Source organism: Thalassospira sp. A40-3 (genome assembly GCF_015871485.1).
Taxonomy (GTDB): Bacteria; Pseudomonadota; Alphaproteobacteria; order Rhodospirillales; family Thalassospiraceae; genus Thalassospira; species Thalassospira tepidiphila.
Genome location: NZ_CP065428.1, coordinates 4,240,920 through 4,263,248, shown reverse-complemented (window position 1 = coordinate 4,263,248; position 22,329 = coordinate 4,240,920). Strand labels below are relative to the sequence as shown.

The following is a 22,329-nucleotide window of genomic DNA, read 5'->3' as shown; positions in this document are numbered from 1 at the left end:
TTTTTTAGCAGCCTAGGCTTCCAACGGTTTTTGCGCGCAGATGGCATAGCGATGCTGTGCGCCGCGCTCCAGGCCCTTGGCGAAGCTGATGTGTTTTTTCTGCGCGCTGTGAATGCGTTTCAGATCGAAATCCACCGCAATCGGATCGAACCCGGTTTGGCGCAGCATGGCCTCAACAGCATCTGCCCGCGCCCCGTTTGAAAAATGCACGCGGGCCAGAATATCTTGATGGGTCTGCATCTGCGGGATCGCCTCGACCGGTTTGCGCAGACCCAGACTTTCAAGAAAGCCTGCCATTGCCTTGTTGAATTTCGTCGCCCAGGTCGGGGAGACAAAGTCACCATCAACCACCAGAAGCTTCCCACCGGGTTTAAGAACCCGGAACCATTCGGCAAAGGATGCTGCCGGATCAACCAGCGTCCAGACCAGATGACGGGTGACGATCACGTCATAGCTGTTGTCTGCTTCAAGGGTATTCTCGGCATCGCCCAGCAGGAACGTGATTTTTGATCCGCGTTGCCTTGATTTGGCGCGCGCCTTTTCAAGCATCGCCTCCGACCAGTCCATGCCGGTCACGTTAAATCCAAGATCATGCATCAGATGGCTGATAACCCCGGTGCCGCTTGCCAGATCAAGCGCCTTGCGCCCGTCGCCCTTGCCGAAATGACGTTCAAACAAGGTATGCCACGCACTGCGTTCGGCTTCTGAGAAAATCTCGTGGCCGGGCTGCTCGTCAAATGTGGCTGCACGCATTGACCAATATTCCTTGATCTCTTCGCGCAGGTTGAAGTTGCTGGCCTGGTTCATGGTCTTGATGCTCTCTTGGCGGAATACCCGGATTTCTGCGGGCTAGTTAATCTCACAACGATAATTGCGCAATCATAAAAACAAATGATTTGCATTATCATTGCGAAAAAGATTGATTTTCATTCTCAATAACTGATAAATCGCTCGACAGGCAATCCTAATCTGAGGGAACGGGAATGAAATTTTTGGGTGTATTTGCTGCTCTGACCATGCTGGTCACGGGCACCGCACAGGCAGCAGAATCGGTCACGGTGACCGACGTTACCGGACGTGAAGTTACAGTCGAAGTACCAGTTCAGAAGGTCATTCTGGGCGAAGGTCGCCTGATCTATGGTCTGGCGACACTCGACAGTGAAGACCCGTTCCAGCGCGTTGTCGGCTGGCGCGATGACCTTAAAAAGGCTGATCCGCAGACCTACGACATCTATGCTGCGAAATACCCGCGCATTGACGACATTCCGACCTTTGGCGGTATTAAAGACGGCACGTTTGACATCGAACAGGCCATCTCGGTCAATCCGGACGTCGTGATCATGAACCTTGAAGCCAAGGCTGCGACCGAAGACGGCGGTTTTGACGAAAAACTGGCTGCTGTTGGCATTCCGCTGGTCTATATCGACTTCCGCGAAGCGCCGATGAAAAACACCGATACCAGCATGAAGATCCTTGGCCAACTGACCGGCAAGGAAGATCGTGCGGCCGAATTCATCAAATTCCGTTCTGACAGCATCAAGAACGTGACCGATCGCATTGCCAAGGCAAATCCGGAAAAACCGCAAGTCTTCATTGAACGTGCTGCGGGTTATTCCGATGAATGCTGCATGTCGTTTGGCAACGAGAACTTCGGCACCATGGTCGAAATGGCTGGCGGCGTGAACATCGCAGCATCCATCATTCCGGGCACCTTTGGCACGATCAACCCGGAACAGGTTGTGGCCTCCAACCCCGATCAGTTCGTTGGCACCGGTGCCAGCTGGGAAGCCTATTCCCCGGGTGGCGCATGGGTCGGTCTTGGCCCGGATGCCGATATGGTTGAAGCACGCCGCAAACTGGTTGGCTTGATGGAACGCCCGGCCTTCACCGGCATCAAGGCGGTCGAGAACGGCGAAATTCATGCTGTCTGGCACCAGTTCTATAACAGCCCGTACCAGTTCGTGGTGATCGAACAGATGGCAAAATGGTTCCACCCGGACCTGTTTGCCGATATCGATCCGGAAGCAACCTTCAAGGAACTGCACGAACGCTTCCTGCCGCTGGATTACCAGCCGGGCTACTTCATCTCGATCAGCGATACAGCCACAAACTAATGACGACCAACCAACTCAGTATCGAAGCCGGGAGCGTGCATTACAAGGCACGCTCCCTGCGTCGTTTCATGCTCCTGCTTGCAATGGCGGGCGCATTGTTTCTTTCATTTGCCATCGATCTGGCAACGGGCCCGGCGAACTATCCGTTATCAGACGTGATCGCCACCCTGCTTGATCCTTCGTCGGCGACTGATCAGTTACGCGTGGTGATCTGGGATATCCGCATGCCGGTCGCCCTCATGGCGCTGACCGTGGGCGCGGCGCTGTCGACCGCTGGCGCACAAATGCAGACCATCCTTGCCAACCCGCTGGCAAGCCCGTTTACGTTGGGCATTTCGGCCGCCGCCGGGTTTGGCGCGGCGCTGGCGCTTGTGCTGGGGGTCGCACTTCTGCCGGCCTTTGTCGAATTCATCATTCCGCTCAACGCCTTCATCATGGCGATGGGCACCGCCCTGATCATTCATTTCTTCAGCCGCATGCGTGGCGTGACGGTTGAAACCATCGTGTTGCTTGGCATTGCACTGGTCTTTACCTTCAATGCGCTTCTGGCCCTTTTGCAGTATCTGGCAAGTGAACAGGCCCTTGCGGCCGTTGTGTTCTGGACGATGGGGTCACTGGTCAAGGCAACCTGGACCAAGGTGGCGGTCACCGCCATCGCGGTCGTTATCGCCATTCCGCTGTTTGCCCGTCAGGCATGGGCACTGACCGCCCTTCGTCTGGGTGATGCCAAGGCGGAAAGCTTTGGGGTGAATGTGCAGGGGCTTCGTCTGCGCACCATGCTGATTGTCAGCCTTCTGGCCGCCATTCCGGTTTCCTTTGTCGGCACCATCGGCTTCATCGGCCTTGTCGGGCCACATATTGCCCGCATGCTGGTGGGTGAAGATCAGCGCTTCTTCCTGCCGGCATCGATCCTGTGTGGTGCCCTGATCCTGTCGGCAACGTCCGTGTTGTCAAAGCTGCTGATCCCGGGCGCCATCCTGCCCATCGGGGTGATTACCGCCCTTGTCGGTGTACCCTTCTTCTTCTCGCTGATTTTCGCAAGTCGGAGGAAATCATGGTAACGCTGCGTCTCGAAAATATCGGAACCCGTTATGGCAAGGTGCAGGTGGTATCTGACGTTACCACCCCAACAATTCAGCCAGGCACTGTCACTGCCGTGATCGGTCCGAATGCGGCCGGCAAATCCAGCCTGTTTCGCCGGGTGGCCGGCCTTGCAAAGGGCGATGGTATTGTTGACCTCGGATCACACCGCAAGGAACGCAATACGATTTGTTATATGCCCCAGGATACCGGCTCAACCGCGGTGCTGTCGGTCTATGAATCGATCATTCTGGCCGCCAAGCAGGGATCAAGCCTGCGCGTGCGGGCAGATGAACTGGCACGGATTGACGATATTCTGGCCGCCCTTCGTATTGGCGATCTCGCGGCGCGTAACTTGGGCGAACTCAGCGGCGGGCAACGCCAGCTGGTCGCGATTGCCCAGACCCTGGTGCGTGATCCGAAAATCCTTTTGATGGATGAACCGACATCAGCACTTGATCTGCATCGCCAGATGGAAGTCCTGTCCTTTATGCGTGATGTCGCCAAGGGCCAGAACATCATCGTCCTGATCGCCATTCACGACCTCAACCACGCCCTGCAATATTGTGATCAGGCCATGGCCATTCGCAATGGCAAAATGGTCGCGTTCGGTCCGTGTTCTGATGTCATCGACAGTGACCTTCTGCGCGATGTCTATCAGGTCGATGGGCATGTCGAACTCAATTCGCTTGGCCATCCGCATATCGTCCTGCGCGGCCCGAGTGATGAAACCAACAGTCGGCACAATACGGCCACGGCCCGCAAGACCCTGACGGAGGTCGCACAAGCTGCACAATAGAAAGGCGCGCCTTTCCTTGTGATTAAAAACTTTGCATTTGAGGCATTTTCTGGTTCCATGGACAAATGATGATCATGCATCGCAACAGCGTCATGTTTGGCGCTGTTTTCCTTTGCGGACAGGGGCAAAAATCTCTGGCGATGTCTTTCATGCTTCAGGAGGCAGAACTTGCACACCGGCGCGCCATTCAGTTTTGAACGCTTTACCTTTCCCGACCTGAAAACCCTGTTGGCAAAGGCAAGCCCGCTTCGGTCCGGCGATTTGCTGGCGGGGCTTGCGGCAAGCTCGGATGAAGAACGGGTGGCGGCGCGCTTTGCGCTGGCCGATGTGCCACTCAAACAGTTTCTGAGCGAGGCACTGGTCCCTTACGAGGATGACGACGTCACGCGCATGATTATTGATGATCATGATGCAGATGCCTTTGCACCGGTATCCTCGATGACCGTTGGTGATTTTCGCAACTGGCTTCTGACCGACGATGCAACCCCCGAAGCACTTAAACATCTGGCCCCCGGGCTGACGCCGGAAATGGTCGCGGCGGTATCAAAACTGATGCGCAATCAGGACCTGATCGCGGTTGCCAAAAAATGCCATGTGGTCACGGCCTTTCGCAATACGATCGGCCTGCCCGGCCATCTATCAGTCCGTCTGCAACCCAATCATCCGACCGATGATCCAGCCGGTGTTGCGGCCTCGATCCTTGACGGTCTGATGCATGGCAGCGGCGATGCGGTGATTGGCATCAACCCGGCCACCGACAGCCCCGAAGCCATGATCGAGCTTCTCAAACTGATTGACGAAGTTCGCGAACGGATCGACATCCCGACCCAGTCCTGCGTTTTGGCCCATGTCACCACGGCAATTGATGTGATGGCGCGCAATGCCCCGGTTGATCTGGTCTTCCAATCCATCGCCGGCACGCAAAAGGCCAATGAAAGCTTTGGCATCACCCAGGCCATGCTGGCCGAGGCCGAAGACGCCGCCAAGGGGCTTAAGCGCGGCACAGTCGGCCACAATGTCATGTATTTTGAAACCGGGCAGGGGGCTGCGCTTTCGGCAGATGCCCACGAAGGCATTGATCAGCAAACTGTCGAGGCCCGTGCCTATGCTGTCGCGCGCAAATATTCGCCGCTTCTCGTCAATACGGTGGTCGGCTTCATCGGTCCGGAATATCTGTTTGATGGCAAGCAAATCACCCGTGCCGGGCTCGAGGACCATTTCTGTGGCAAGTTGCTTGGCGTACCGATGGGGTGTGATGTTTGCTATACCAACCATGCCGAGGCCGATCAGGATGACATGGACAACCTGCTGACCCTGCTGGGAGTTGCTGGCTGTAACTTCGTCATTGGCGTCCCGGGCGCGGATGACATCATGCTCAATTACCAAAGCACAAGCTTCCATGATGCGATGTATCTGCGTTCTGTGCTGGGTCTGCAACCGGCCCCTGAATTTGCCGCCTGGCTGCGCAAGATGGAAATCCTTGATCAGCATGGTCGCACCCGCCCACAACTTGACGGGCAGGCAGCGCAAAACCTTCTGGCATGGTCGGGGGCCGCTTAAATGAGCAATCTGACCAACAAGAAAATCCCGAGCGGCCTTGATCCCTGGAACACGCTTCGTGCCCACACAGATGCCCGTATCGGCCTTGGCCGGGTCGGCGACGGGTTGCCGACCGAAAGGTTGCTTGAATTCCAGATGGCACATGCACGCGCCCGGGATTCGGTGCATATGGCCTTTGAACCCAACTCCGTGCGCGACCAGCTTGATGGGCTTGATCACAGGATCCTTGATGTCCATTCGGCCGCACCGGATCGACCGACCTATTTGCAGCGACCCGATCTTGGCCGATTGCTGGACGAAGACTCTGTTACAGCACTTGGCAAGCATGCCGGGGACTATGACGTTGCGTTCATTCTGGCCGATGGCTTGTCTGCCCGCGCGACCCATGACCATGCAGCCAATACCTTAAAGCTGATCCTTGATCACTTGGGGGAAAGCTGGTCGGTCGCCCCGATCACACTGGCCACCCAGTCACGTGTCGGACTGGGCGATGAAATTGGTGCAGCACTGGGCACCAAGCTGACCGTGATGCTGATCGGCGAACGCCCGGGGCTTTCGAGTGCGGATTCGCTTGGCTGCTATCTGACCTGGGGGCCAAGGCGCGGACGGTCGAACGCAGATCGCAACTGTGTTTCCAACATTCGCCCGGCGGGATTAAACCCGGAAAAGGCCGCGAAAAAGATCGCTTATCTGATGGTCGAATCGCGCAAGATGGGTCTGTCGGGTGTGGCGCTTAAGGACAACTCATCCAATCCCGAGCTGATTGAAGGCTAGGCACGCGGGGCGGCGGGGCGCTAAGACAGGCCCCTTGTTTGCCATCAGCCCTTAAGCGCCTCAAGACCGTCTGCCACCATCACCGGATCAAATTCCGTGATGTGGTAATCGGCCAGGTCATGTTGATGGAACGGATCGCGGGTCAGTTCATCTTCCAGTGCAGCACGATCCCCCTTGGCAAGGATAACCCCGCCATCGCGCGGTATCTTGCGCCCGGATGCCAGAAACATGCCCTTGGCATAGGCCTGCTTTAGCCACGCGATATGGTCGTCAATATGCGCATTGACCTGTTCAAGCGGAACCTTGTAGTTCAGCGAGACAACAAACATTGCTGATTTTCCCTGTTAGAGTCTAAGGGTTTGGGTTGCGCACAATCCGGCGTTTCGACGCTGATCACAAATCACATTTTGGGGATCAAGCAGCTTTATGCACCGTCCGTTTTGCTCCCCATCCGGGTAAGAAGACGTTCGATACGATCTGCATGGGCGGCTTCCACGCGGGCCAGGCTTTCAAACCATGCAGCGATATCTTCTAAGCCCTCTTCGCGCGCAATACGGGCCATTTCCGGATAGGCCGTTTCGGCCTCGTCCTTTTCCTGTGCGATGGCCGCTTCAAGGTTCAGGCGGGTGGTGCCCAGTTCTTTGCCAGTCAACGGATCGCCAGCCGTTTCAAGAAATTCCAGATGGCCGAATGCATGGCCGGTTTCGGCCTCGGCCGCCGTGCGAAACAGTTCTGCTGCCTCGGTATAGCCTTCGATGTCGGCCTGCTGGGCAAAGTAAAGATAACGACGATTGGTTTGTGCCTCGGCGGCAAAGGCCGCGCGCAGGTTTGCCTCGGTACGTGTTCCCTTAAGCGCCATGTGCGCTGTTCCTTGTTATTGTTCGCCCAATACAGCGTTGTTGTATGAGCCAAAGTCGCAAAAATTAAGGCGGCAAAACCAAGTGGTCTTGCCGCCCTTTATGTGTCGTGAAATCCGCCACCGTCAAGCAGAGCAGGGGCAATTGCACTGATCAGGTGTCAGATTTCATCTGCCTGTCACCTGCGCAAGGCTTGCGCAAATAACGGCCGCGCGATGTCTTAGGCTGCGTCCTTCGCCGCCTGGTTGCGACGCAGTCGGAATACCAGATCAACCGATGCCAGTTCCGTGCCGTTGGGCATGTTCGGAATGTTGGCGATCTTGACGTCACCTGCCGGAATGTCGGACAGCATGCCGTCTTCTTCGCAATAGAAATGGTAATGCGGTTCGGTGTTGGTATCGAAATAGGACCGACCCGAATCAATCACGATTTCATTGAGAAGGCGCGCATCGGTGAACTGGTGCAGGGTGTTGTAAACCGTTGCCAGCGATACCTTGATATTGTTGCTCATGGCTTCGGAATGCAGCTGTTCTGCTGTGACATGACGATGGCCGTCATCAAACAGCAAACGTGCCAGTGCCAGACGCTGACGCGTCGGACGCAGATTGGCATCCTTGAGCCGGTTAAGCGCGTTGGTATATGGACGCGATGTATGTCCCATAGCTTTGCCCCTTTGTCGTGGTCGGGCCAAAATCATAATGGCCCTAATGAATGCTGGGGACAGACTAAAGAACCCGGACGCGTTGTTCTTTGATTTTGATCAACTATAATCGCGGGATGAAATACTGCGAAAAACAAACAAAAAGGGCCGGTAAAAACCGGCCCTTTTTTATTTGGTCTGACGTCAGGATCAATCGCCCGTCATGATGCGGTCGACCAGTTCCTTCACAGTCGGAATATTGCCGTTGGCGTAGAACGGGTCTTCGCCAAACTTGTAGGCATTGTGACCGGCAAACATCAGTTCATTTTCGACTTTGGCGCCATGGGCAATGCTCTGGAGCGTCTTCTGGATACAGAAGGAACGCGGGTCAGCACGTTTGCCAGTGGTGCCTTCATGCTGTTCCCAGTTGGAGAACTGGCACTGTGACAGGCACCCCATGCAGTCGATCTGGTCTTTCTTGATCGTCAGTGCGCTTTCCGGGGTGACAAACACCATGGTGTCATCCGGGGTCGGCATGCCTTCGGTATAGCCAGCTTCAAGCCAAGCCTTGACCTTGTCGGCATCGTCTTCACGCACATAGATCGGACGACCACGACGGCCCAGCGGAATACCGACATGCAGATCCGCCTCGGCGGTACGTGAATAGCGTACCTGACGATCAGAACGCTGATGCAGATCTTCAAGGAACGCATTGCGCACAGCCGAGCTATAGAAACCAGTCGGGCTGAATTTATGCAGCGACACGTCACCATTCTTAAGACTGGTCAGGCGCTGTTTCCATTCGTCGGAAATCTCGCTTTCCTGTGTCAGAAGCGGACGAGTCCCGAACTGGAAGGCCACCGGGGCCACTTCGGGATTGTCGATCCAGTCTTCGAAATCACGCAGGAACCAGACACCGCCTGCCATGATGATCGGAACATCATTCAGACCAACGGAGTTCATGAATTCACGAAGGGCTGCAACACGCGGGAACGGATCCTCGGGCACAAGCGGATCTTCGGAATTCGACAGACCATTATGACCACCAGCGCGCCACGGATCTTCGTAAACCACGCCACCCAGCCATTCCGGGGTCTTTTTATAGGCCCGCAGCCACAATGCGCGGAAAGCACGGGCTGACGAGACAATCGGATAATAGTGAACGCCGTATTGCGCAGAAATCTGAGCAATCTTGTAGGGCATGCCGGCACCACAGGTTACCCCGTGGATCAGGCCTTTGGCACCTTCAAGAACGCCGTGAAGGATCGGTTCGGCACCGCCCATTTCCCACAATACGTTCATGTGCAGACGGCCTTCGCCGTTCCGCATTTCATGTGCGATCTGTGCTTGTGCAATACCACCACGAATGCCGTAGGCAATCAGTTCCTGATGGCGGTCACTGCGGGTTTTTCCTGCATATTCGATCGGGACCAGATTGCCGTTCTCATCATAAGAATCGGCATTCACAGCGGAAAAAGTCCCGATACCACCGGCAGCAGCCCATGCGCCGGAACTTTTACCCGTCGATACAGCAACGCCTTTGCCACCTTCGATAACTGGCAAGACTTCTTTACCCGACATGACGAGCGGTTTAAGGGCTTTCAAATTCGTCTCTCCCATTCGGCCTTTGCCCGCGATGCTATGGCATCGCGCAGAGTGCCGGACGACGTCGCGTTTTTATCGTCGTCCGGCATCCCGTTTGCTTTATTCGGCGTCGCCTGCGTCGAGGTCGGCACCGGTTTCCTGGTCAACACGTTTCATCGACAGTTTGATTTTGCCGCGATCATCGAAACCGATGACTTTGACCTTAACCTGGTCGCCTTCTTTCACGATGTCCGAAACCTGTTTGACACGCTCAGGTGCCAGTTCGGAAATGTGAACCAGACCGTCACGCGCACCAAAGAAGTTCACGAATGCGCCGAAATCGACAGCCTTAACGACCTTACCATCATAGATATGATTCAATTCAGGTTCCGCAACGATGGATTTGATCCAATCCACGGCCTGCTTGCCTTTTGCACCGTCGGTATGTGCGACAGTGATCGAACCATCATCTTCAATATCAACCTTTGCACCGGTCTCTTCGCAGATTTCGCGAATGACCTTACCGCCCGAACCGATGACATCACGAATTTTGTCTTTCGGGATCGAGAACTGGGTGATGGTCGGGGCGTTACCCGAAACTTCACCACGTGCTTCCGGAAGGGCTTTGGCCATTTCACCAAGAATGTGCAGACGACCATCGCGGGCCTGCTTCAGGGCGATCTGCATGATGTCCGGGGTTACCGAGGTGATCTTGATGTCCATCTGCAGCGAGGTAATGCCGTTTTCGGTACCAGCAACCTTGAAGTCCATGTCACCAAGGTGATCTTCATCACCCATGATGTCGGACAGAACTGCGAAATCTTCGGCTTCCTTGATCAGGCCCATGGCGATACCCGCAACCGGGCGTGCCAGCGGAACACCGGCATCCATCATCGCAAGCGAGCTTGCGCAAACGGTTGCCATCGAGGAAGAACCGTTTGATTCGGTGACTTCGGAAACGATACGGGTGGTGTACGGGAAGGCATCCTTGCCCGGCATCAGCGGGTGCAGGGCACGCCATGCCAGTTTACCGTGACCGATTTCACGACGGCCCGGCGAACCCATGCGGCCAGCTTCACCAACCGAGTAGGGCGGGAAGTTGTAATGCAGCATGAAGCTTTCACGGTATTCACCGTCCAGCGCGTCAACGATCTGCTCGTCCTGACCGGTACCAAGGGTAACAACAGCCAGTGCCTGGGTTTCACCACGGGTGAAGATCGAGGAGCCGTGCGAACGCGGCAGAACCGAAACTTCGCCCATGATCGGACGAACGTCGGCACCGGTACGACCATCGATACGCTTGCCGGTTTTCAGGATCGCACCGCGAACGATGTCTTTTTCCAGATCCTTGATGATCGAGGAAACTTTGCCTTTCAGCGCATCGGGAACTTCGTCGCCAAGTTTCTCGACGATGTCTGCCTTGGCAGCAGAAACAGCAGCCGAACGCTCCTGTTTGACAACATGTGCATAAGCAGCGGTCAGGCTTTCGGTGCCCAGCGCAGCAACTTTTTCGACCAGTGCGTCGTAGCCTTCCGGAAGTTCTGCAACGTCACGCGGCTCTTTGGCTGCTTCTTCGGCCAGATCAATGATCAGGTCGAGAACGCCCTGGAACTGTTCGTGACCGAACTTCACGGCGCCAAGCATGATTTCTTCGGACAGCTCGGATGCTTCGGATTCAACCATCATCACGCCATCACGGGTACCGGCAACAACCAGATCCAGATCGCTTTCCTTGACCGCTTCGGTCGACGGGTTGAGCAGGTATTCACCATCCTTGTAACCAACGCGGGCAGCGCCGATCGGGCCGAGGAACGGCAGACCGGAAATGGTCAGGGCCGCCGAGGTACCGATCATGGCAACCACGTCCGGATCGTTTTCCATATCGTGCGACAGAACGGTACAAACGATCTGGGTGTCGTTGCGGTACTGCGGGTGGAACAACGGACGGATCGGACGGTCGATCAGACGCGAAACAAGGGTTTCTTTCTCAGACGGGCGGCCTTCACGTTTGAAGAAGCCACCCGGGATTTTGCCAGCGGCAAATGCTTTTTCCTGGTAGTTAACCGTCAGCGGGAAAAAGTCGACATCCGGGCGCGGCTGTTTGGCGCCAACAGCAGTACACAGGACAACGGTTTCACCGTAGGTAACCTTGACGGCACCATCTGCCTGACGGGCGATTTTACCGGTTTCGAGAACCAGTTTGGCATTGCCCCACTGCATTTCCTTACGGACGACATTAAACATTATTTTCTCTTCCTCTTACAAACCTCTGGCGGACCCGAAAGTGTACACGAGTTCCGAACACATTACTCATGAGGCTTACATGACAGCGCCATGAGTAATGGGTCCGGCGTAAGCATCGGGTCGGCCCATCCGACCCTGCTTCTCGTGTTCCGATCCGCCGGAACAATAAAAAAAACGACGGCGGAGGTCACCCTCCGCCGCAGTTCGATATCAGCGGCGAATACCGAGGCGTTCAATGACGCTCTCGTAACGCGACTGGTCTTTGCGCTGCAGGTACTTCAGCAGACGACGACGCTGACCAACCATCATGAGAAGACCACGACGGCTGTGGAAGTCGTGGTTATGTTCTTTCATGTGCTCGGTGAGGTTCTTGATCCGTTCAGTCAGGATAGCAACCTGGACTTCGGGGGAACCGGTGTCACCGTCTTTCTGACCGTATTCCTTGATCAGCTCAGCTTTGCGTTCAGCAGTAATCGACATCAGGCATCCTTTCGCCTTTAGAGATTAAAAACACGCACAGGTCGAATTTCGCCACCAGTGATCTCAGCCAACGCAACAGCGCGGTCATGGAGCATGGCACAGACGATTTCGTCCTGCACGACGGGGTTTTCAAGGGCATTGCGCTTTGCCACCGGCAACAGCCCGACAGGCTGGCCAGAGGAAAGGCGTTGCGCCTCGACTTCGGTCAGGGCCAGCGCCGGGATGTCGTCCAGCGCGGTCTCAACCGGAAGCAGTTTCTTCATCACCTCGTCCGGGTCCATATCCAGCAGTTCCTGCAGGGGAATGGCGTTCCCTTCCGAAAACGGCCCCGCCGAAGTCCGGCGAAGCGCGGCGATATAGCCCACAGTGCCTAGGCGCAGCGCGATATCGCGCGCCAAAGATCGCATATACGCGCCCTTGCCTGACACAACGTCAAACACGGCGTGATCGCGATCTGGCATGTCGACCAGTCGAAGATCCTTGATCAGAATCGGACGTGGCTGCAACACCACATCTTCATCGCGGCGCGCAAGGTCATAGGCACGCTTGCCATTGACCTTGATCGCCGAAAATTTTGGCGGCACCTGCTGGATTTCACCGATGAATTCACCCAGCACAGCCTTGATTTCGTCTTCCGTCGGACGATGGTCGGAGGTTTCAATAACCTCGCCTTCGGCATCGTCCGTACTGCGCGCTTCGCCGAATTTCAACGTTACGCGATAACTTTTGCTGCCATCCATGACATATGCAACCGTTTTGGTTGCTTCGCCAAAGGCAATTGGCAGAACGCCAGACGCCAGCGGGTCAAGTGTCCCGCCATGTCCGGCCTTGTTGGCATCAAGCAGACGACGCACCTGATTGACCACGGTTGATGACGTGATCTCCAGGGGCTTGTCCACCGCCAGCCAGCCATTAATGCTTTTACCGCGACGGCGACGCGCCATCAGTCGTCCTCATCTTCCGGGTCGCCCGACCGGTCATCCACAAGATCCTGCGCAACATGCGGGTCGCGCAGCAGGGCACCAATATGGTCAGCGACATCAAAACTCTTGTCTTCGACAAATCGCAATGCAGGCACATATTTCATGTGCACCGTGTTGGCCACATGACTGCGCAGGTGACCTTTCTGACGCATCAACGCCTTCATCGACGTTTCTGCCTCTCCGCCGCCAAGCGGGGTGAAAGATACCATGGCATTGCGCATATCCGGTGAAAGATTGACACCCGTAATGGTTACCGGGCGCCGTGTCAGATCCGGATCGTAAATGTCTCCACGCTCCAATGCCTGCGACAGCGCCTGGCGGATTTCTTCCGCCACGCGGAGCTGTCGCTGACTTGGTGCTTTGGCTGGTTGCTTCGCCATTTCAGTTCCTCACCGTCTTACAGTTCGACGGCAATTTCCTCGTTCTCGAAGCACTCGATCACATCGCCCGACTGGATATCGTTATATTTGGCGAACGACATGCCGCATTCATAGCCCTCGCGGACTTCCTTGACTTCGTCCTTGAAGCGACGGAGCGTCGAAAGTTCGCCAGAGTGAATGACAACGTTGTCGCGCAGCAGGCGGACGCCTGCGCCACGTTTGACGATACCCTCGGTGACCATGCAACCGGCGATCTTGTTGCCGGAAATCGTAAAGACGTCGCGGATTTCCGCATAGCCCAGGAACTTCTCGCGAACTTCCGGAGACAGCATGCCCGACAGCATCTTTTTGATGTCATCTGCAACATCGTAAATGATCGAATAGTAACGAATATCAACGTTGTCACGGCGCGACTGTTCACGGGCCTGCTGGTTTGCACGCACGTTAAAGCCGATGATCAGTGCATTGGATGCACGCGCCAGTGTGACGTCGGATTCGTTGATACCACCAACACCGCTATGCAGAACGCGGACCGAGACTTCCTCGTTACCAAGTTTCTGCAAGGTGCCGATAAGTGCTTCGACAGAACCCTGCACGTCACCCTTGATGACGATCGGCAGTTCTTTGAGGTCACCGCTCTGCGAGAACATGTTCTCAAGCGCTGATTTCTTCATTGCAGCGGCCTGGGTTTCACGAATACGGCGCTGACGGAAGTCAGAAACTTCACGTGCCTTGGCTTCGTTTTCAACAACCACAAAGTCGTCACCGGCAGACGGTACCCCGTTCAGACCGTTCACCTCGACCGGCATACCCGGAATGGCTTCTGCGACACGGTTGCCGTGATCATCGATCAGGGCACGGACACGACCCCATTCCGGACCCGTGACAAAGATGTCACCGGTACGCAGGGTGCCACGCTGGACCAGAACGGTCGCAACCGGACCGCGACCTTTTTCCATACGGGCTTCAACAACAACACCATCGGCAACGCGTTCCGGGTTGGCTTTAAGGTCAAGAACCTCGGACTGCAGCAGAATGGCTTCTTCAAGTTCGGTCAGACCGGTGCGCTGTTTGGCCGATACTTCAACGGCCTGAACGTCACCACCCATTTCCTCGACCACAACTTCGTGCTGAAGAAGTTCGGTTTTCACCTTGCTCGGATTTGCACCCGGCTTGTCGATTTTGTTGATGGCAACAATCATCGGAACGCCAGCCGCTTTCGCGTGGCTGATTGCCTCGATGGTCTGCGGCATGACCGAGTCATCGGCTGCAACAACCAGAACCACGATATCGGTAACTTTCGCACCGCGCGAACGCATTTCGGTGAATGCGGCGTGGCCCGGAGTATCGATGAAGGTGATCTTAGCACCGGTTGCCATGGTGACCTGATATGCACCGATATGCTGGGTAATACCGCCAGCCTCGCCACCGGCAACATCGGTGGAGCGCAGCGCATCAAGCAACGAGGTTTTACCGTGGTCAACGTGGCCCATCACGGTCACGACCGGCGGACGACCAACGAGCTTCGCGTCATTGTCATCTACGCTGACCAGTGACTCTTCAACGTCGGCATCAGATACACGTTTGACGTTGTGACCGAATTCTTCGACCACGAGCTGTGCGGTATCCGGATCAAGCGACTGGTTAATCGTTGCCATGACGCCAAGACTCATCAGGGTCTTGATCACGTCTGCGGCACGTTCAGCCATACGGTTGGCCAGTTCCTGGACAGTAATAACGTCCGGGATTACCACATCACGCACGACTTTTTCCTTCGGTTTTTGCGGGCCCTGGGCACGCGCTTTGGCTTTGGCCTGCTGGCGTTTGATCGATGCCATGGAACGACGGCGACCACCTTCGTCACCGCTCATTGCATTATTGATCGAAAGTTTGCCACGACGACGGCCTTCGTCACCCTTGGTGCGCGCCGCACGGCCGGCTTCTTCTTCGGCACGTTTGCGGGCTGCCACGCGGGCATTTTCCTCGTCAATTTCCTTGCGGCTTTTGGATTTGCCATCTGCCGGCGCGGAACGACGACGTTCTTCGGGGACCAGCGGCTCTGCGGGTTCGCCCTGAATAACGGTTTCTTCGGCCTTCGGTTTGGCAGCCGGTTTCGGCTTGGAAGTCTTGCCTTTTGCCGTCGAAGCGGCAAGGCGCTGTTCGACTTCTTCCACCGAAGGAGAGTCGTTTTCAGACGCAGCAGGTGCTTCTTCCTGTTTGGCTTCGGCAGCAGCCTTGGCTTCTTCTGCCTTGCGTGCTTCTTCCTCGGCCTTGCGCGCAGCTTCTTCGCGGGCGCGGATTTCCGCATCCGCCTCATCCTGCTTGCGGCGCTCTTCAGCAGCCTTCAAAGCAGCCATACGGGCAGCGCGTTCGCTGTCGGTCAGATTGCCATGATCATCAACCGCCGGACGCGGTTTCGGCTCTTCAACCGGCTCTTTTTTTGCTTCCGGTGCCGGCTTTTCTGCTGCCGGGGACTGTTCTTCAACGAGATCCTTCTTCACCTCACGGAAGCGACCGGATTCGTTCTTTTCGAATGTACGCTTCTTGCGCACTTCGACGGTCACAGATTTTGACCGTCCATGCGAGAAGTTTTGACGAACCTGCCCTGCCTCGACCGTCTTGCTCAATTCAAGCTTCGATCTGTTGAGGCTCAGCGGTTTCTTCTCCTGATCGCGATCACTCATAATCCGTTCAACTTCCTCATTTCCTGCGGGATCGGGCACATACGCCGATCCTGTCCTGTCCGTCTGGCGCTCATCTGATCTCAGACAGCGCGAAATCCTTCAAGCCGTTTGCACGAACGCCCCAACCGATTGGCAAGGCCTCCTGGCGCAACGGCCACATGTACTGCTTTTTCGCGACCAAAGGCCGCGCCGATTTCAGCAGCATCCAGAACGGAATAAATCGGCAGATCCCGGGCCTTGGCCTCGATCTTTGATTTTCCGTCTGCGGCACCATCGCGTGCCGCCAATACTAAGGCTGCGCCCTCGGCAATCTGGGCACGGGCCTTTTCAAATCCTGCAACAGCCTGTCCTGCACGCCGCGCCAGCGACAACAGATCGATGCATTTGCGCGTCAGCAGCTCTTCGATCCGGTCTGCAAGTGCGGTGTCGACCACGACTTTTTGTCGGGCCGCCCGGGCAAAGGCGTTCTTTGCACAGGCGGTATTTACCACATCCCGCGACGGGCACAACCATAATCCCCGTCCCGGCAGCCGTTCCTCAAGGTCGGGAACAACCGAACCATCCGGCCCGATCACAACCCTGAGAAGATCTTCCTTGTGCCGGACTTCGCCGGTGACAATGCACCGGCGTTCCGGAACCTCGGCTACCTTGCCGCCTTTACGATGCGACATGGCATCCTCCGATCGGCCTTAGGCCTCTTCGCTTTCCGCGGATTCTTCGGTCTCTTCTTCAAGACCTTCGAACCAGCCAAGCTTGCGACGGGCTTCCATGATCATGTCGTTGGCCTGATCCATGGTAATGGAATCGGCATCCCCGACATATTCGATCAGCTCGTCACTGGCGAGATCCGCGAAATCTTCAAGGTTTTTGACGTCGTTTTCACCAAGGCGAACAACAACAGCCAGCGACAGACCCGGGAATTCAACCAGATCATCGGCAACCTTAAGCTCTTCGCGACGTTTCTGAAGACGCTCGGCCTCTTCGGCAAGGAAGGTGCGTGCGCGGTTGCGCAGCTCTTCGGCGATTTCTTCTTCGAAACCTTCGATCTCGGCCAGTTCTGCCAGCGGCACGTAACCGACTTCCTCGATCGAGGTGAAGCCTTCGGCGACCAGGAGATGGGCGATAACTTCGTCAACATCAAGCGCCTTGATGAACATTTCCGCACGCTTGCGTGCTTCTTCCTGACGACGTTCGCTTTCGTCTTCCTCGGTCAGAATATCGATATCCCAACCGGTCAGCTGGGACGCCAGACGCACATTCTGACCACGACGGCCAATGGCAAGACTCAGCTGATCGTCCGGAACGACGACTTCGATACGGTTGGTTTCTTCATCAATCACAACCTTGGTGACTTCGGCCGGGGCCAAAGCGTTCACAACAAAGGTTGCCGGATCTTCCGACCACTGGATGATGTCGATTTTTTCGCCCTGAAGTTCGGCAACAACGGCCTGGACGCGCGAACCGCGCATACCAACGCAGGCACCGACCGGGTCAATCGAGCTGTCCGAAGACAGAACCGAAATTTTCGCGCGCGAACCCGGGTCACGGGCAACCGATTTGATTTCGATAATGCCGTCGTAGATTTCCGGTACTTCCTGGGCAAACAGTTTTGCCATGAAGGTCGGGTGGGTACGCGACAGGAAGATCTGCGGACCACGCTGTTCACGACGGACATCAAGGATAAGGGCACGTACCCGGTCACCCTGACGAACCGTCTCACGCGGGATCAGTTCTTCGCGGCGCAGGATGGCTTCGGCACGACCGATATCAACAAGAACGTTGCCAAACTCGACACGCTTGACGACGCCGTTGATAACTTCGTCGGCACGGTCCTTGTATTCCTCGTACTGGCGTTCGCGTTCTGCGTCGCGCACTTTCTGCACGATGACCTGTTTCGCGGTCTGGGCAGCAATACGACCAAAATCAATCGGCGGCAGCGGATCAATCAGGAATTCACCAAGATTGATGTTCTCGTCACGAATACGTGCCTGTTCGAGCGACATCTGGGTGAAATCGTTTTCGATTTCATCGGTGACTTCGATGTAACGAGCGAGTTTGATTTCGCCGGTTTTGCGGTCGATATGGGCACGAATGTCATGCTCGTGACCATATCTGGAACGGCCGGCCTTCTGGATGGCCTGCTCCATAGCACCGAGAACCTCGTCACGATCAATGCCCTTTTCACGGGCAACGGCATCTGCGACCTGCAAAAGTTCCGGCCGCGGCATTCCCGAAGTTGCTTCCATATCCAACCTCTATTCTGCGTTATCGTCATTCCGGCGGTCGCCGGTGACGTGCGCGATCAATTCATCTGTCAGGACCAATTTCGCTTTTGCGATATCGGCCAACGGCAACAAGACACGTTCGCCATCTACAATCAGGGCGACCGCATTATCTTCAATCCCATCCAGCACACCGCTGAAACGGCGACGACCATCCTTGGCCATCACCAGTTCGACCTTTGCCTCAAATCCCTTCCACACGTCGAAATGCGCGGCACGGGTCAGCGGGCGGTCGATACCCGGGGAACTGACTTCAAGGTGATAGGCACCTGAAATCGGGTCCTCGACATCCATCAGGGCAGAAACCGTACGGCTGATTTGGGCGCAATCTTCAACGTTGATGCTGCCTTTCGCACCCGGGCGATCTGCCATGATCTGCAGGATGTTATGGTCCTGACCTGTCATCGAAACCCGAACCAGCTCAAAGCCCAGCGCGTTGATTGACGGCTCGATAATCTCAACGATTTTCGCCATCAACGGGTCTTTTAACTGTTGTCCAATCAGCTCAGCCATAAAGCGATGCCATACCCCAAAAAGCACAAAAGAGCGGGCGCAGGGCCCACTCTTTGTCAGAATTTACAAAAAGCTTGGCGGCCTTATACAGCCGGTTTACGCAAAAATCAAGTCAGGATACCGGCTGCCGATGCCATTCAACCTAAGGATTCCGCCCGTGACAGCAAACCGCGGACATGCATCACAGACGACATCAAAACACCCGCACCCGATAGCCCGGCGGACACTGTGCGCTGCCAACCCGGCAAACGCCTGCACAGCCTGACTTTTGTCTCGTTCGAAGGCACCGGACAAAACATGTTTGGGGCGCATAGATACCTCATACACATCCAAACCGTCGGGACGAACATGCTTTGCCTATCTTCATGAAACAGTAAAGTCAGGACGCCGTGATCACCCGGTCATGCCGGAATCGCAGCTCTGCCCTGAACCTGCCGACTCCCGTCAGACAGAATCCAAAGCAGGCAAGGATCAGGACTGACGTGGCTTACGGCGGAACCGGAGATAGTTGCACTTCTTGCCCTGACGTAGCGCCTTTTGCTCATAGCGGGTTTTGACCCAATCGCTTGGCGGCGTACGCCAATCATCCGGGCCTTCGGCCAGCCATTCGAAGTCCGGATGGTTATGCATGTGCTGCAACGTCCAGGAAATATACTGCATATCGTCACTGGCGACCCGGAACTCGGCCCCGTCTTTCAGAAGACGGGCAAGCAGCGCAAGATTCTTGGGCCCGATAAAGCGGCGCTCGGCGTGGCGCTTCTTCGGCCAGGGATCGGGAAACAGCAAAAAGGCCCGATCAAAACAGGCATCAATCAGCTTATAAAGCAGCGGGCGCGAATCATCGGCCACCACGCGCACATTGGTCAGATTACGCTCATCAAGATGGCGCAGCAGGCTACCAACCCCGTCCATAAACGGCTCAGCACCAATAATCCCCACCGTCGGATTGGCCTCGGCCTGACCTGCCAGATGCTCCCCGCCGCCAAAGCCGATTTCAAGCCACAGCTGTTCGGGCGTGCCATCGAAATAGCTGTTGGGATCGACCCCAGCTGCCTCGGGATAGGTAATCCCGATCTTTGGCAGCATGGCATCCACAAGAGCCTTGCGAGAATCCTTAAGCGGACGGCTGCCGCGTCGGCCATAGAAATTCGGTCGATCAGGGGTCGGAAGCGGACGGTCTTTGTTGCGCATGGTCGTTTCTGTCGATCAGGGTCGGAATTTGCGGGTCAGGCGAACTGAAAATCAAAACGGGCGGCCCGAAATGTCCGGGCCGCCCGCCTCTTATCACGTCATGCGATTTTGGCAAATCGCACTTTTTAACGCGCTTTCTGTCAATCAGGCACCAAATGCCGATTTCAGGTCGCTGACCAGATCGGTGCGCTCCCAGGAGAAGCCACCATCGTCGGTCGGCTGACGGCCAAAGTGACCATAAGCAGAAGACGGCGTGTAGATCGGACGGCACAGCGACAGATGCTCACGAATGCCACGCGGGCTGAGATCCATCAGCTGACGCAGAACGTCACCAAGCTTCAGTTCGTCAACATTGCCGGTGTCATGGTTGTTAACGTACAGCGCCAGCGGCTTGGAAACGCCAATCGCATAGGCAAGCTGAATGGTGCATTTCTCGGCAAGACCAGCCGCAACAACGTTTTTCGCAAGATAACGCGCAGCATAGGCAGCCGAACGGTCAACCTTGGTTGGATCCTTACCCGAAAACGCGCCGCCGCCATGCGGGGCCGCACCACCATAGGTATCGACGATGATCTTACGACCGGTAAGGCCGGCATCACCATCAGGACCACCAATCACGAAACGGCCTGTCGGGTTGATGTAGATTTCATCAGCCGGCGGCATCCAACCTTGCGGAAGGGCTGCTTCGATATAGGGCATAACCAGCTCATGAACATCGCGCTGCGAAAGGCCGTCGGCATGCTGGGTTGATACAACAACCGAAGTTGCCGCAACCGGCTTGCCTGCAGCATAGCGCAGGGTTACCTGGCTTTTGGCATCCGGGCCGAACTGCGGCACCTTGCCGGAGTGGCGGTCAGCGGCCATGGCGCGCAGGATACGATGCGAAAACTGGATCGGGGCCGGCATCAGTTCATCGGTTTCGTTACAAGCGTAACCAAACATGATGCCCTGGTCACCAGCGCCAAGGTCTTTTTCACCAGCGGAGTCAACGCCCTGCGCGATATCAGAAGACTGTTCATGCACATGGCATTCGATCTCGGCCGTCTTCCAGTGGAAGCCATCCTGCTCGTAACCGATTTCACGGATTGCCTGACGGGCCTTTTCGATCATGACCTCTTTGGTCACGCTTTCAGGACCGCGAACTTCGCCTGCCAGAACCACACGGTTGGTGGTGGCAAGGGTTTCGACGGCAACGCGCGAATCTTCATCCGCAGCAAGAAAAGCATCAACGATGGAATCGGAAATGCGGTCACAGACTTTGTCCGGATGACCTTCCGAGACGGATTCACTGGTAAATAGATAATCGGAAAGAGACATATAAGACCTTCTCCGGTAATGGGTTTCCAAAACTGGACCGGAGGGCTCCCGATACGAGGCCGTATCGATAGCGCCCACTTAGCCTTTTTTTGTGTGGTGGCAAGCGGTCCAAATCCGTCCACAATGTCAGTCCGGGTCGAACTGTCTCGTCGGTTGTGCCCGATCGCTATTTGAAGGTCAAGCATCATTGACGCAAAACCGTAATCCCGATGGCAGTGCATCCGGGGCGGTCGTGCTCAAAAGACAAAGACGTAATTCACGGTCTGTGAAATACGTCTTTTGCCCAAAACCATCGGTCAAACCGACTATTTCTGATCGGAATCAGTGCCCTGCAATGCACCCATCGATTTGACGAGTTCAAAGATTTTCTTGCGCTGGTTCGGATCGGTAATCCGGTAGTAGGCACGCACCAGTTCAAGCGTCTCGCGACGGTTCATCGGATCGTTGTCAAACGGGTCCGGACTTTCCGACATTTCCCGACGTTCATGCACCGATTTCGACGAAATCTCGTCGGGCATGTCGTCAAAGAAGAATGATACAGGCACTTCAAGAACCCGCGACAGGTCGTACAGACGCGATGCACCAACGCGGTTGGCACCACGCTCATACTTCTGTACTTGCTGGAATGTCAGGCCGATCGCTTCACCAAGCTTCTCCTGGCTCATGCCAAGAAGAGTCCTGCGCAAGCGAACACGCGCACCAACGTGAATATCGACAGGATTTGGAGCACCACTTGCGGTCCGGCCACGGCCCCGACCGCGTGTGTTCTTTACCATCTTAGTTTCATCCTTAGGCGACATTTTATGGCAGTTCCTTCTCTCACTCCGGCCTATCCGTCCTTGTTTTG

Annotated in this window: 21 protein-coding genes; 5 read left to right on the top strand and 16 right to left on the bottom strand. The window is 55.8% G+C overall.

Going from position 1 to position 22,329, the window contains the following annotated elements; genetic code table 11:
• Positions 1-12: 12 nt before the first annotated feature.
• Positions 13-807: a class I SAM-dependent methyltransferase gene (locus IT893_RS19740; protein WP_197146383.1), complete on the bottom strand. Its 795-nt coding sequence runs from the start codon at positions 805-807 to the stop codon at positions 13-15.
• Positions 808-983: 176 nt separating this feature from the next.
• On the opposite strand from IT893_RS19740, the gene IT893_RS19735 reads away from it, so the two are divergent.
• From IT893_RS19735 to eutC, 5 genes are all read left to right on the top strand, one after another.
• Complete coding sequence (locus IT893_RS19735; RefSeq protein ID WP_008888885.1) at positions 984-2,114, top strand: ABC transporter substrate-binding protein; 1,131 nt, start codon at positions 984-986, stop codon at positions 2,112-2,114.
• The gene (locus tag IT893_RS19730; protein WP_008888884.1) at positions 2,114-3,175 is read left to right on the top strand and encodes an iron ABC transporter permease; all 1,062 of its coding nucleotides are present in this window, start codon (positions 2,114-2,116) and stop codon (positions 3,173-3,175) included. Before IT893_RS19735 ends, IT893_RS19730 begins: the two co-directional genes overlap by 1 nt.
• Positions 3,169-3,993: an ABC transporter ATP-binding protein gene (locus IT893_RS19725; RefSeq protein ID WP_008888883.1), complete on the top strand. Its 825-nt coding sequence runs from the start codon at positions 3,169-3,171 to the stop codon at positions 3,991-3,993. The genes IT893_RS19730 and IT893_RS19725 overlap by 7 nt, the downstream gene beginning before the upstream one ends.
• A gap of 168 nt (positions 3,994-4,161) precedes the next feature.
• Positions 4,162-5,553 (top strand): ethanolamine ammonia-lyase subunit EutB, encoded by a 1,392-nt coding sequence (locus tag IT893_RS19720; RefSeq protein WP_197146382.1) that lies wholly within the window; start codon positions 4,162-4,164, stop codon positions 5,551-5,553.
• The gene (gene eutC / locus IT893_RS19715) at positions 5,554-6,327 is read left to right on the top strand and encodes an ethanolamine ammonia-lyase subunit EutC (protein WP_197146381.1); all 774 of its coding nucleotides are present in this window, start codon (positions 5,554-5,556) and stop codon (positions 6,325-6,327) included.
• 44 nt (positions 6,328-6,371) lie between these two features.
• Here the strand turns inward: eutC and IT893_RS19710 are convergent, their stop codons facing one another.
• The 15 genes from IT893_RS19710 to IT893_RS19640 form a co-directional block, all read right to left on the bottom strand.
• Positions 6,372-6,656, bottom strand: coding sequence for a YciI family protein (locus IT893_RS19710; protein ID WP_197146380.1), 285 nt, complete (start codon positions 6,654-6,656; stop codon positions 6,372-6,374).
• Between the two features lie 95 nt (positions 6,657-6,751).
• The gene (locus IT893_RS19705) at positions 6,752-7,186 is read right to left on the bottom strand and encodes a rubrerythrin family protein (RefSeq protein ID WP_064787992.1); all 435 of its coding nucleotides are present in this window, start codon (positions 7,184-7,186) and stop codon (positions 6,752-6,754) included.
• Between the two features lie 218 nt (positions 7,187-7,404).
• On the bottom strand, positions 7,405-7,845 hold the full coding sequence (gene irrA, locus IT893_RS19700; RefSeq protein ID WP_063086087.1) for an iron response transcriptional regulator IrrA: 441 nt from the start codon (positions 7,843-7,845) through the stop codon (positions 7,405-7,407).
• Positions 7,846-8,034: 189 nt separating this feature from the next.
• Entirely contained in the window at positions 8,035-9,429 is a 1,395-nt protein-coding gene (locus IT893_RS19695; RefSeq protein ID WP_008888877.1) for a nitronate monooxygenase family protein, read from the bottom strand.
• 99 nt (positions 9,430-9,528) lie between these two features.
• On the bottom strand, positions 9,529-11,652 hold the full coding sequence (pnp, locus tag IT893_RS19690) for a polyribonucleotide nucleotidyltransferase (RefSeq protein WP_197146379.1): 2,124 nt from the start codon (positions 11,650-11,652) through the stop codon (positions 9,529-9,531).
• Between the two features lie 210 nt (positions 11,653-11,862).
• A complete protein-coding gene (rpsO, locus tag IT893_RS19685) occupies positions 11,863-12,132 on the bottom strand; it encodes a 30S ribosomal protein S15 (protein WP_008888875.1) in 270 nt (89 codons plus the stop codon).
• Positions 12,133-12,149: 17 nt separating this feature from the next.
• Entirely contained in the window at positions 12,150-13,076 is a 927-nt protein-coding gene (gene truB, locus IT893_RS19680; RefSeq protein WP_064780279.1) for a tRNA pseudouridine(55) synthase TruB, read from the bottom strand.
• A complete protein-coding gene (gene rbfA / locus IT893_RS19675; protein ID WP_064780278.1) occupies positions 13,076-13,495 on the bottom strand; it encodes a 30S ribosome-binding factor RbfA in 420 nt (139 codons plus the stop codon). The genes truB and rbfA overlap by 1 nt, the downstream gene beginning before the upstream one ends.
• Before the next feature lie 17 nt (positions 13,496-13,512).
• Complete coding sequence (gene infB, locus IT893_RS19670) at positions 13,513-16,179, bottom strand: translation initiation factor IF-2 (RefSeq protein WP_063086823.1); 2,667 nt, start codon at positions 16,177-16,179, stop codon at positions 13,513-13,515.
• Positions 16,180-16,259: 80 nt separating this feature from the next.
• On the bottom strand, positions 16,260-16,850 hold the full coding sequence (locus tag IT893_RS19665) for an RNA-binding protein (protein WP_008888871.1): 591 nt from the start codon (positions 16,848-16,850) through the stop codon (positions 16,260-16,262).
• A gap of 18 nt (positions 16,851-16,868) precedes the next feature.
• Positions 16,869-18,425: a transcription termination factor NusA gene (gene nusA / locus IT893_RS19660; RefSeq protein ID WP_063086093.1), complete on the bottom strand. Its 1,557-nt coding sequence runs from the start codon at positions 18,423-18,425 to the stop codon at positions 16,869-16,871.
• A 9-nt stretch (positions 18,426-18,434) separates the two neighbouring features.
• Positions 18,435-18,974 carry a ribosome maturation factor RimP gene (gene rimP / locus IT893_RS19655; protein ID WP_120223817.1) on the bottom strand — a complete coding sequence of 180 codons (540 nt, stop codon included), beginning with the start codon at positions 18,972-18,974 and terminating at the stop codon, positions 18,435-18,437.
• A gap of 471 nt (positions 18,975-19,445) precedes the next feature.
• Positions 19,446-20,165, bottom strand: a complete 720-nt coding sequence (locus IT893_RS19650) for a tRNA (guanosine(46)-N(7))-methyltransferase TrmB (protein ID WP_197146378.1) — start codon at positions 20,163-20,165, stop codon at positions 19,446-19,448.
• Between the two features lie 144 nt (positions 20,166-20,309).
• Positions 20,310-21,482 carry a methionine adenosyltransferase gene (gene metK / locus IT893_RS19645; protein WP_197146377.1) on the bottom strand — a complete coding sequence of 391 codons (1,173 nt, stop codon included), beginning with the start codon at positions 21,480-21,482 and terminating at the stop codon, positions 20,310-20,312.
• A 305-nt stretch (positions 21,483-21,787) separates the two neighbouring features.
• Positions 21,788-22,258, bottom strand: a complete 471-nt coding sequence (locus IT893_RS19640; protein ID WP_008888859.1) for a helix-turn-helix domain-containing protein — start codon at positions 22,256-22,258, stop codon at positions 21,788-21,790.
• Positions 22,259-22,329 lie beyond the last annotated feature (71 nt).

What these genes read in the sequence shown, in the direction of transcription:
- truB (WP_064780279.1), bottom strand. Translation starts at nt 13,076, where the DNA reads ATGGCGCGTCGCCGTCGCGGTAAAAGCATTAATGGCTGGCTGGCGGTG.
- eutC (WP_197146381.1), top strand. Translation starts at nt 5,554, where the DNA reads ATGAGCAATCTGACCAACAAGAAAATCCCGAGCGGCCTTGATCCCTGG.
- IT893_RS19665 (WP_008888871.1), bottom strand. Translation starts at nt 16,850, where the DNA reads ATGTCGCATCGTAAAGGCGGCAAGGTAGCCGAGGTTCCGGAACGCCGG.
- IT893_RS19640 (WP_008888859.1), bottom strand. Translation starts at nt 22,258, where the DNA reads ATGGTAAAGAACACACGCGGTCGGGGCCGTGGCCGGACCGCAAGTGGT.
- IT893_RS19710 (WP_197146380.1), bottom strand. Translation starts at nt 6,656, where the DNA reads ATGTTTGTTGTCTCGCTGAACTACAAGGTTCCGCTTGAACAGGTCAAT.
- rpsO (WP_008888875.1), bottom strand. Translation starts at nt 12,132, where the DNA reads ATGTCGATTACTGCTGAACGCAAAGCTGAGCTGATCAAGGAATACGGT.
- IT893_RS19705 (WP_064787992.1), bottom strand. Translation starts at nt 7,186, where the DNA reads ATGGCGCTTAAGGGAACACGTACCGAGGCAAACCTGCGCGCGGCCTTT.
- IT893_RS19740 (WP_197146383.1), bottom strand. Translation starts at nt 807, where the DNA reads ATGAACCAGGCCAGCAACTTCAACCTGCGCGAAGAGATCAAGGAATAT.
- IT893_RS19725 (WP_008888883.1), top strand. Translation starts at nt 3,169, where the DNA reads ATGGTAACGCTGCGTCTCGAAAATATCGGAACCCGTTATGGCAAGGTG.
- IT893_RS19735 (WP_008888885.1), top strand. Translation starts at nt 984, where the DNA reads ATGAAATTTTTGGGTGTATTTGCTGCTCTGACCATGCTGGTCACGGGC.
- IT893_RS19730 (WP_008888884.1), top strand. Translation starts at nt 2,114, where the DNA reads ATGACGACCAACCAACTCAGTATCGAAGCCGGGAGCGTGCATTACAAG.
- infB (WP_063086823.1), bottom strand. Translation starts at nt 16,179, where the DNA reads ATGAGTGATCGCGATCAGGAGAAGAAACCGCTGAGCCTCAACAGATCG.
- irrA (WP_063086087.1), bottom strand. Translation starts at nt 7,845, where the DNA reads ATGGGACATACATCGCGTCCATATACCAACGCGCTTAACCGGCTCAAG.
- pnp (WP_197146379.1), bottom strand. Translation starts at nt 11,652, where the DNA reads ATGTTTAATGTCGTCCGTAAGGAAATGCAGTGGGGCAATGCCAAACTG.
- metK (WP_197146377.1), bottom strand. Translation starts at nt 21,482, where the DNA reads ATGTCTCTTTCCGATTATCTATTTACCAGTGAATCCGTCTCGGAAGGT.
- rimP (WP_120223817.1), bottom strand. Translation starts at nt 18,974, where the DNA reads ATGGCTGAGCTGATTGGACAACAGTTAAAAGACCCGTTGATGGCGAAA.
- rbfA (WP_064780278.1), bottom strand. Translation starts at nt 13,495, where the DNA reads ATGGCGAAGCAACCAGCCAAAGCACCAAGTCAGCGACAGCTCCGCGTG.
- nusA (WP_063086093.1), bottom strand. Translation starts at nt 18,425, where the DNA reads ATGGAAGCAACTTCGGGAATGCCGCGGCCGGAACTTTTGCAGGTCGCA.
- IT893_RS19650 (WP_197146378.1), bottom strand. Translation starts at nt 20,165, where the DNA reads ATGCGCAACAAAGACCGTCCGCTTCCGACCCCTGATCGACCGAATTTC.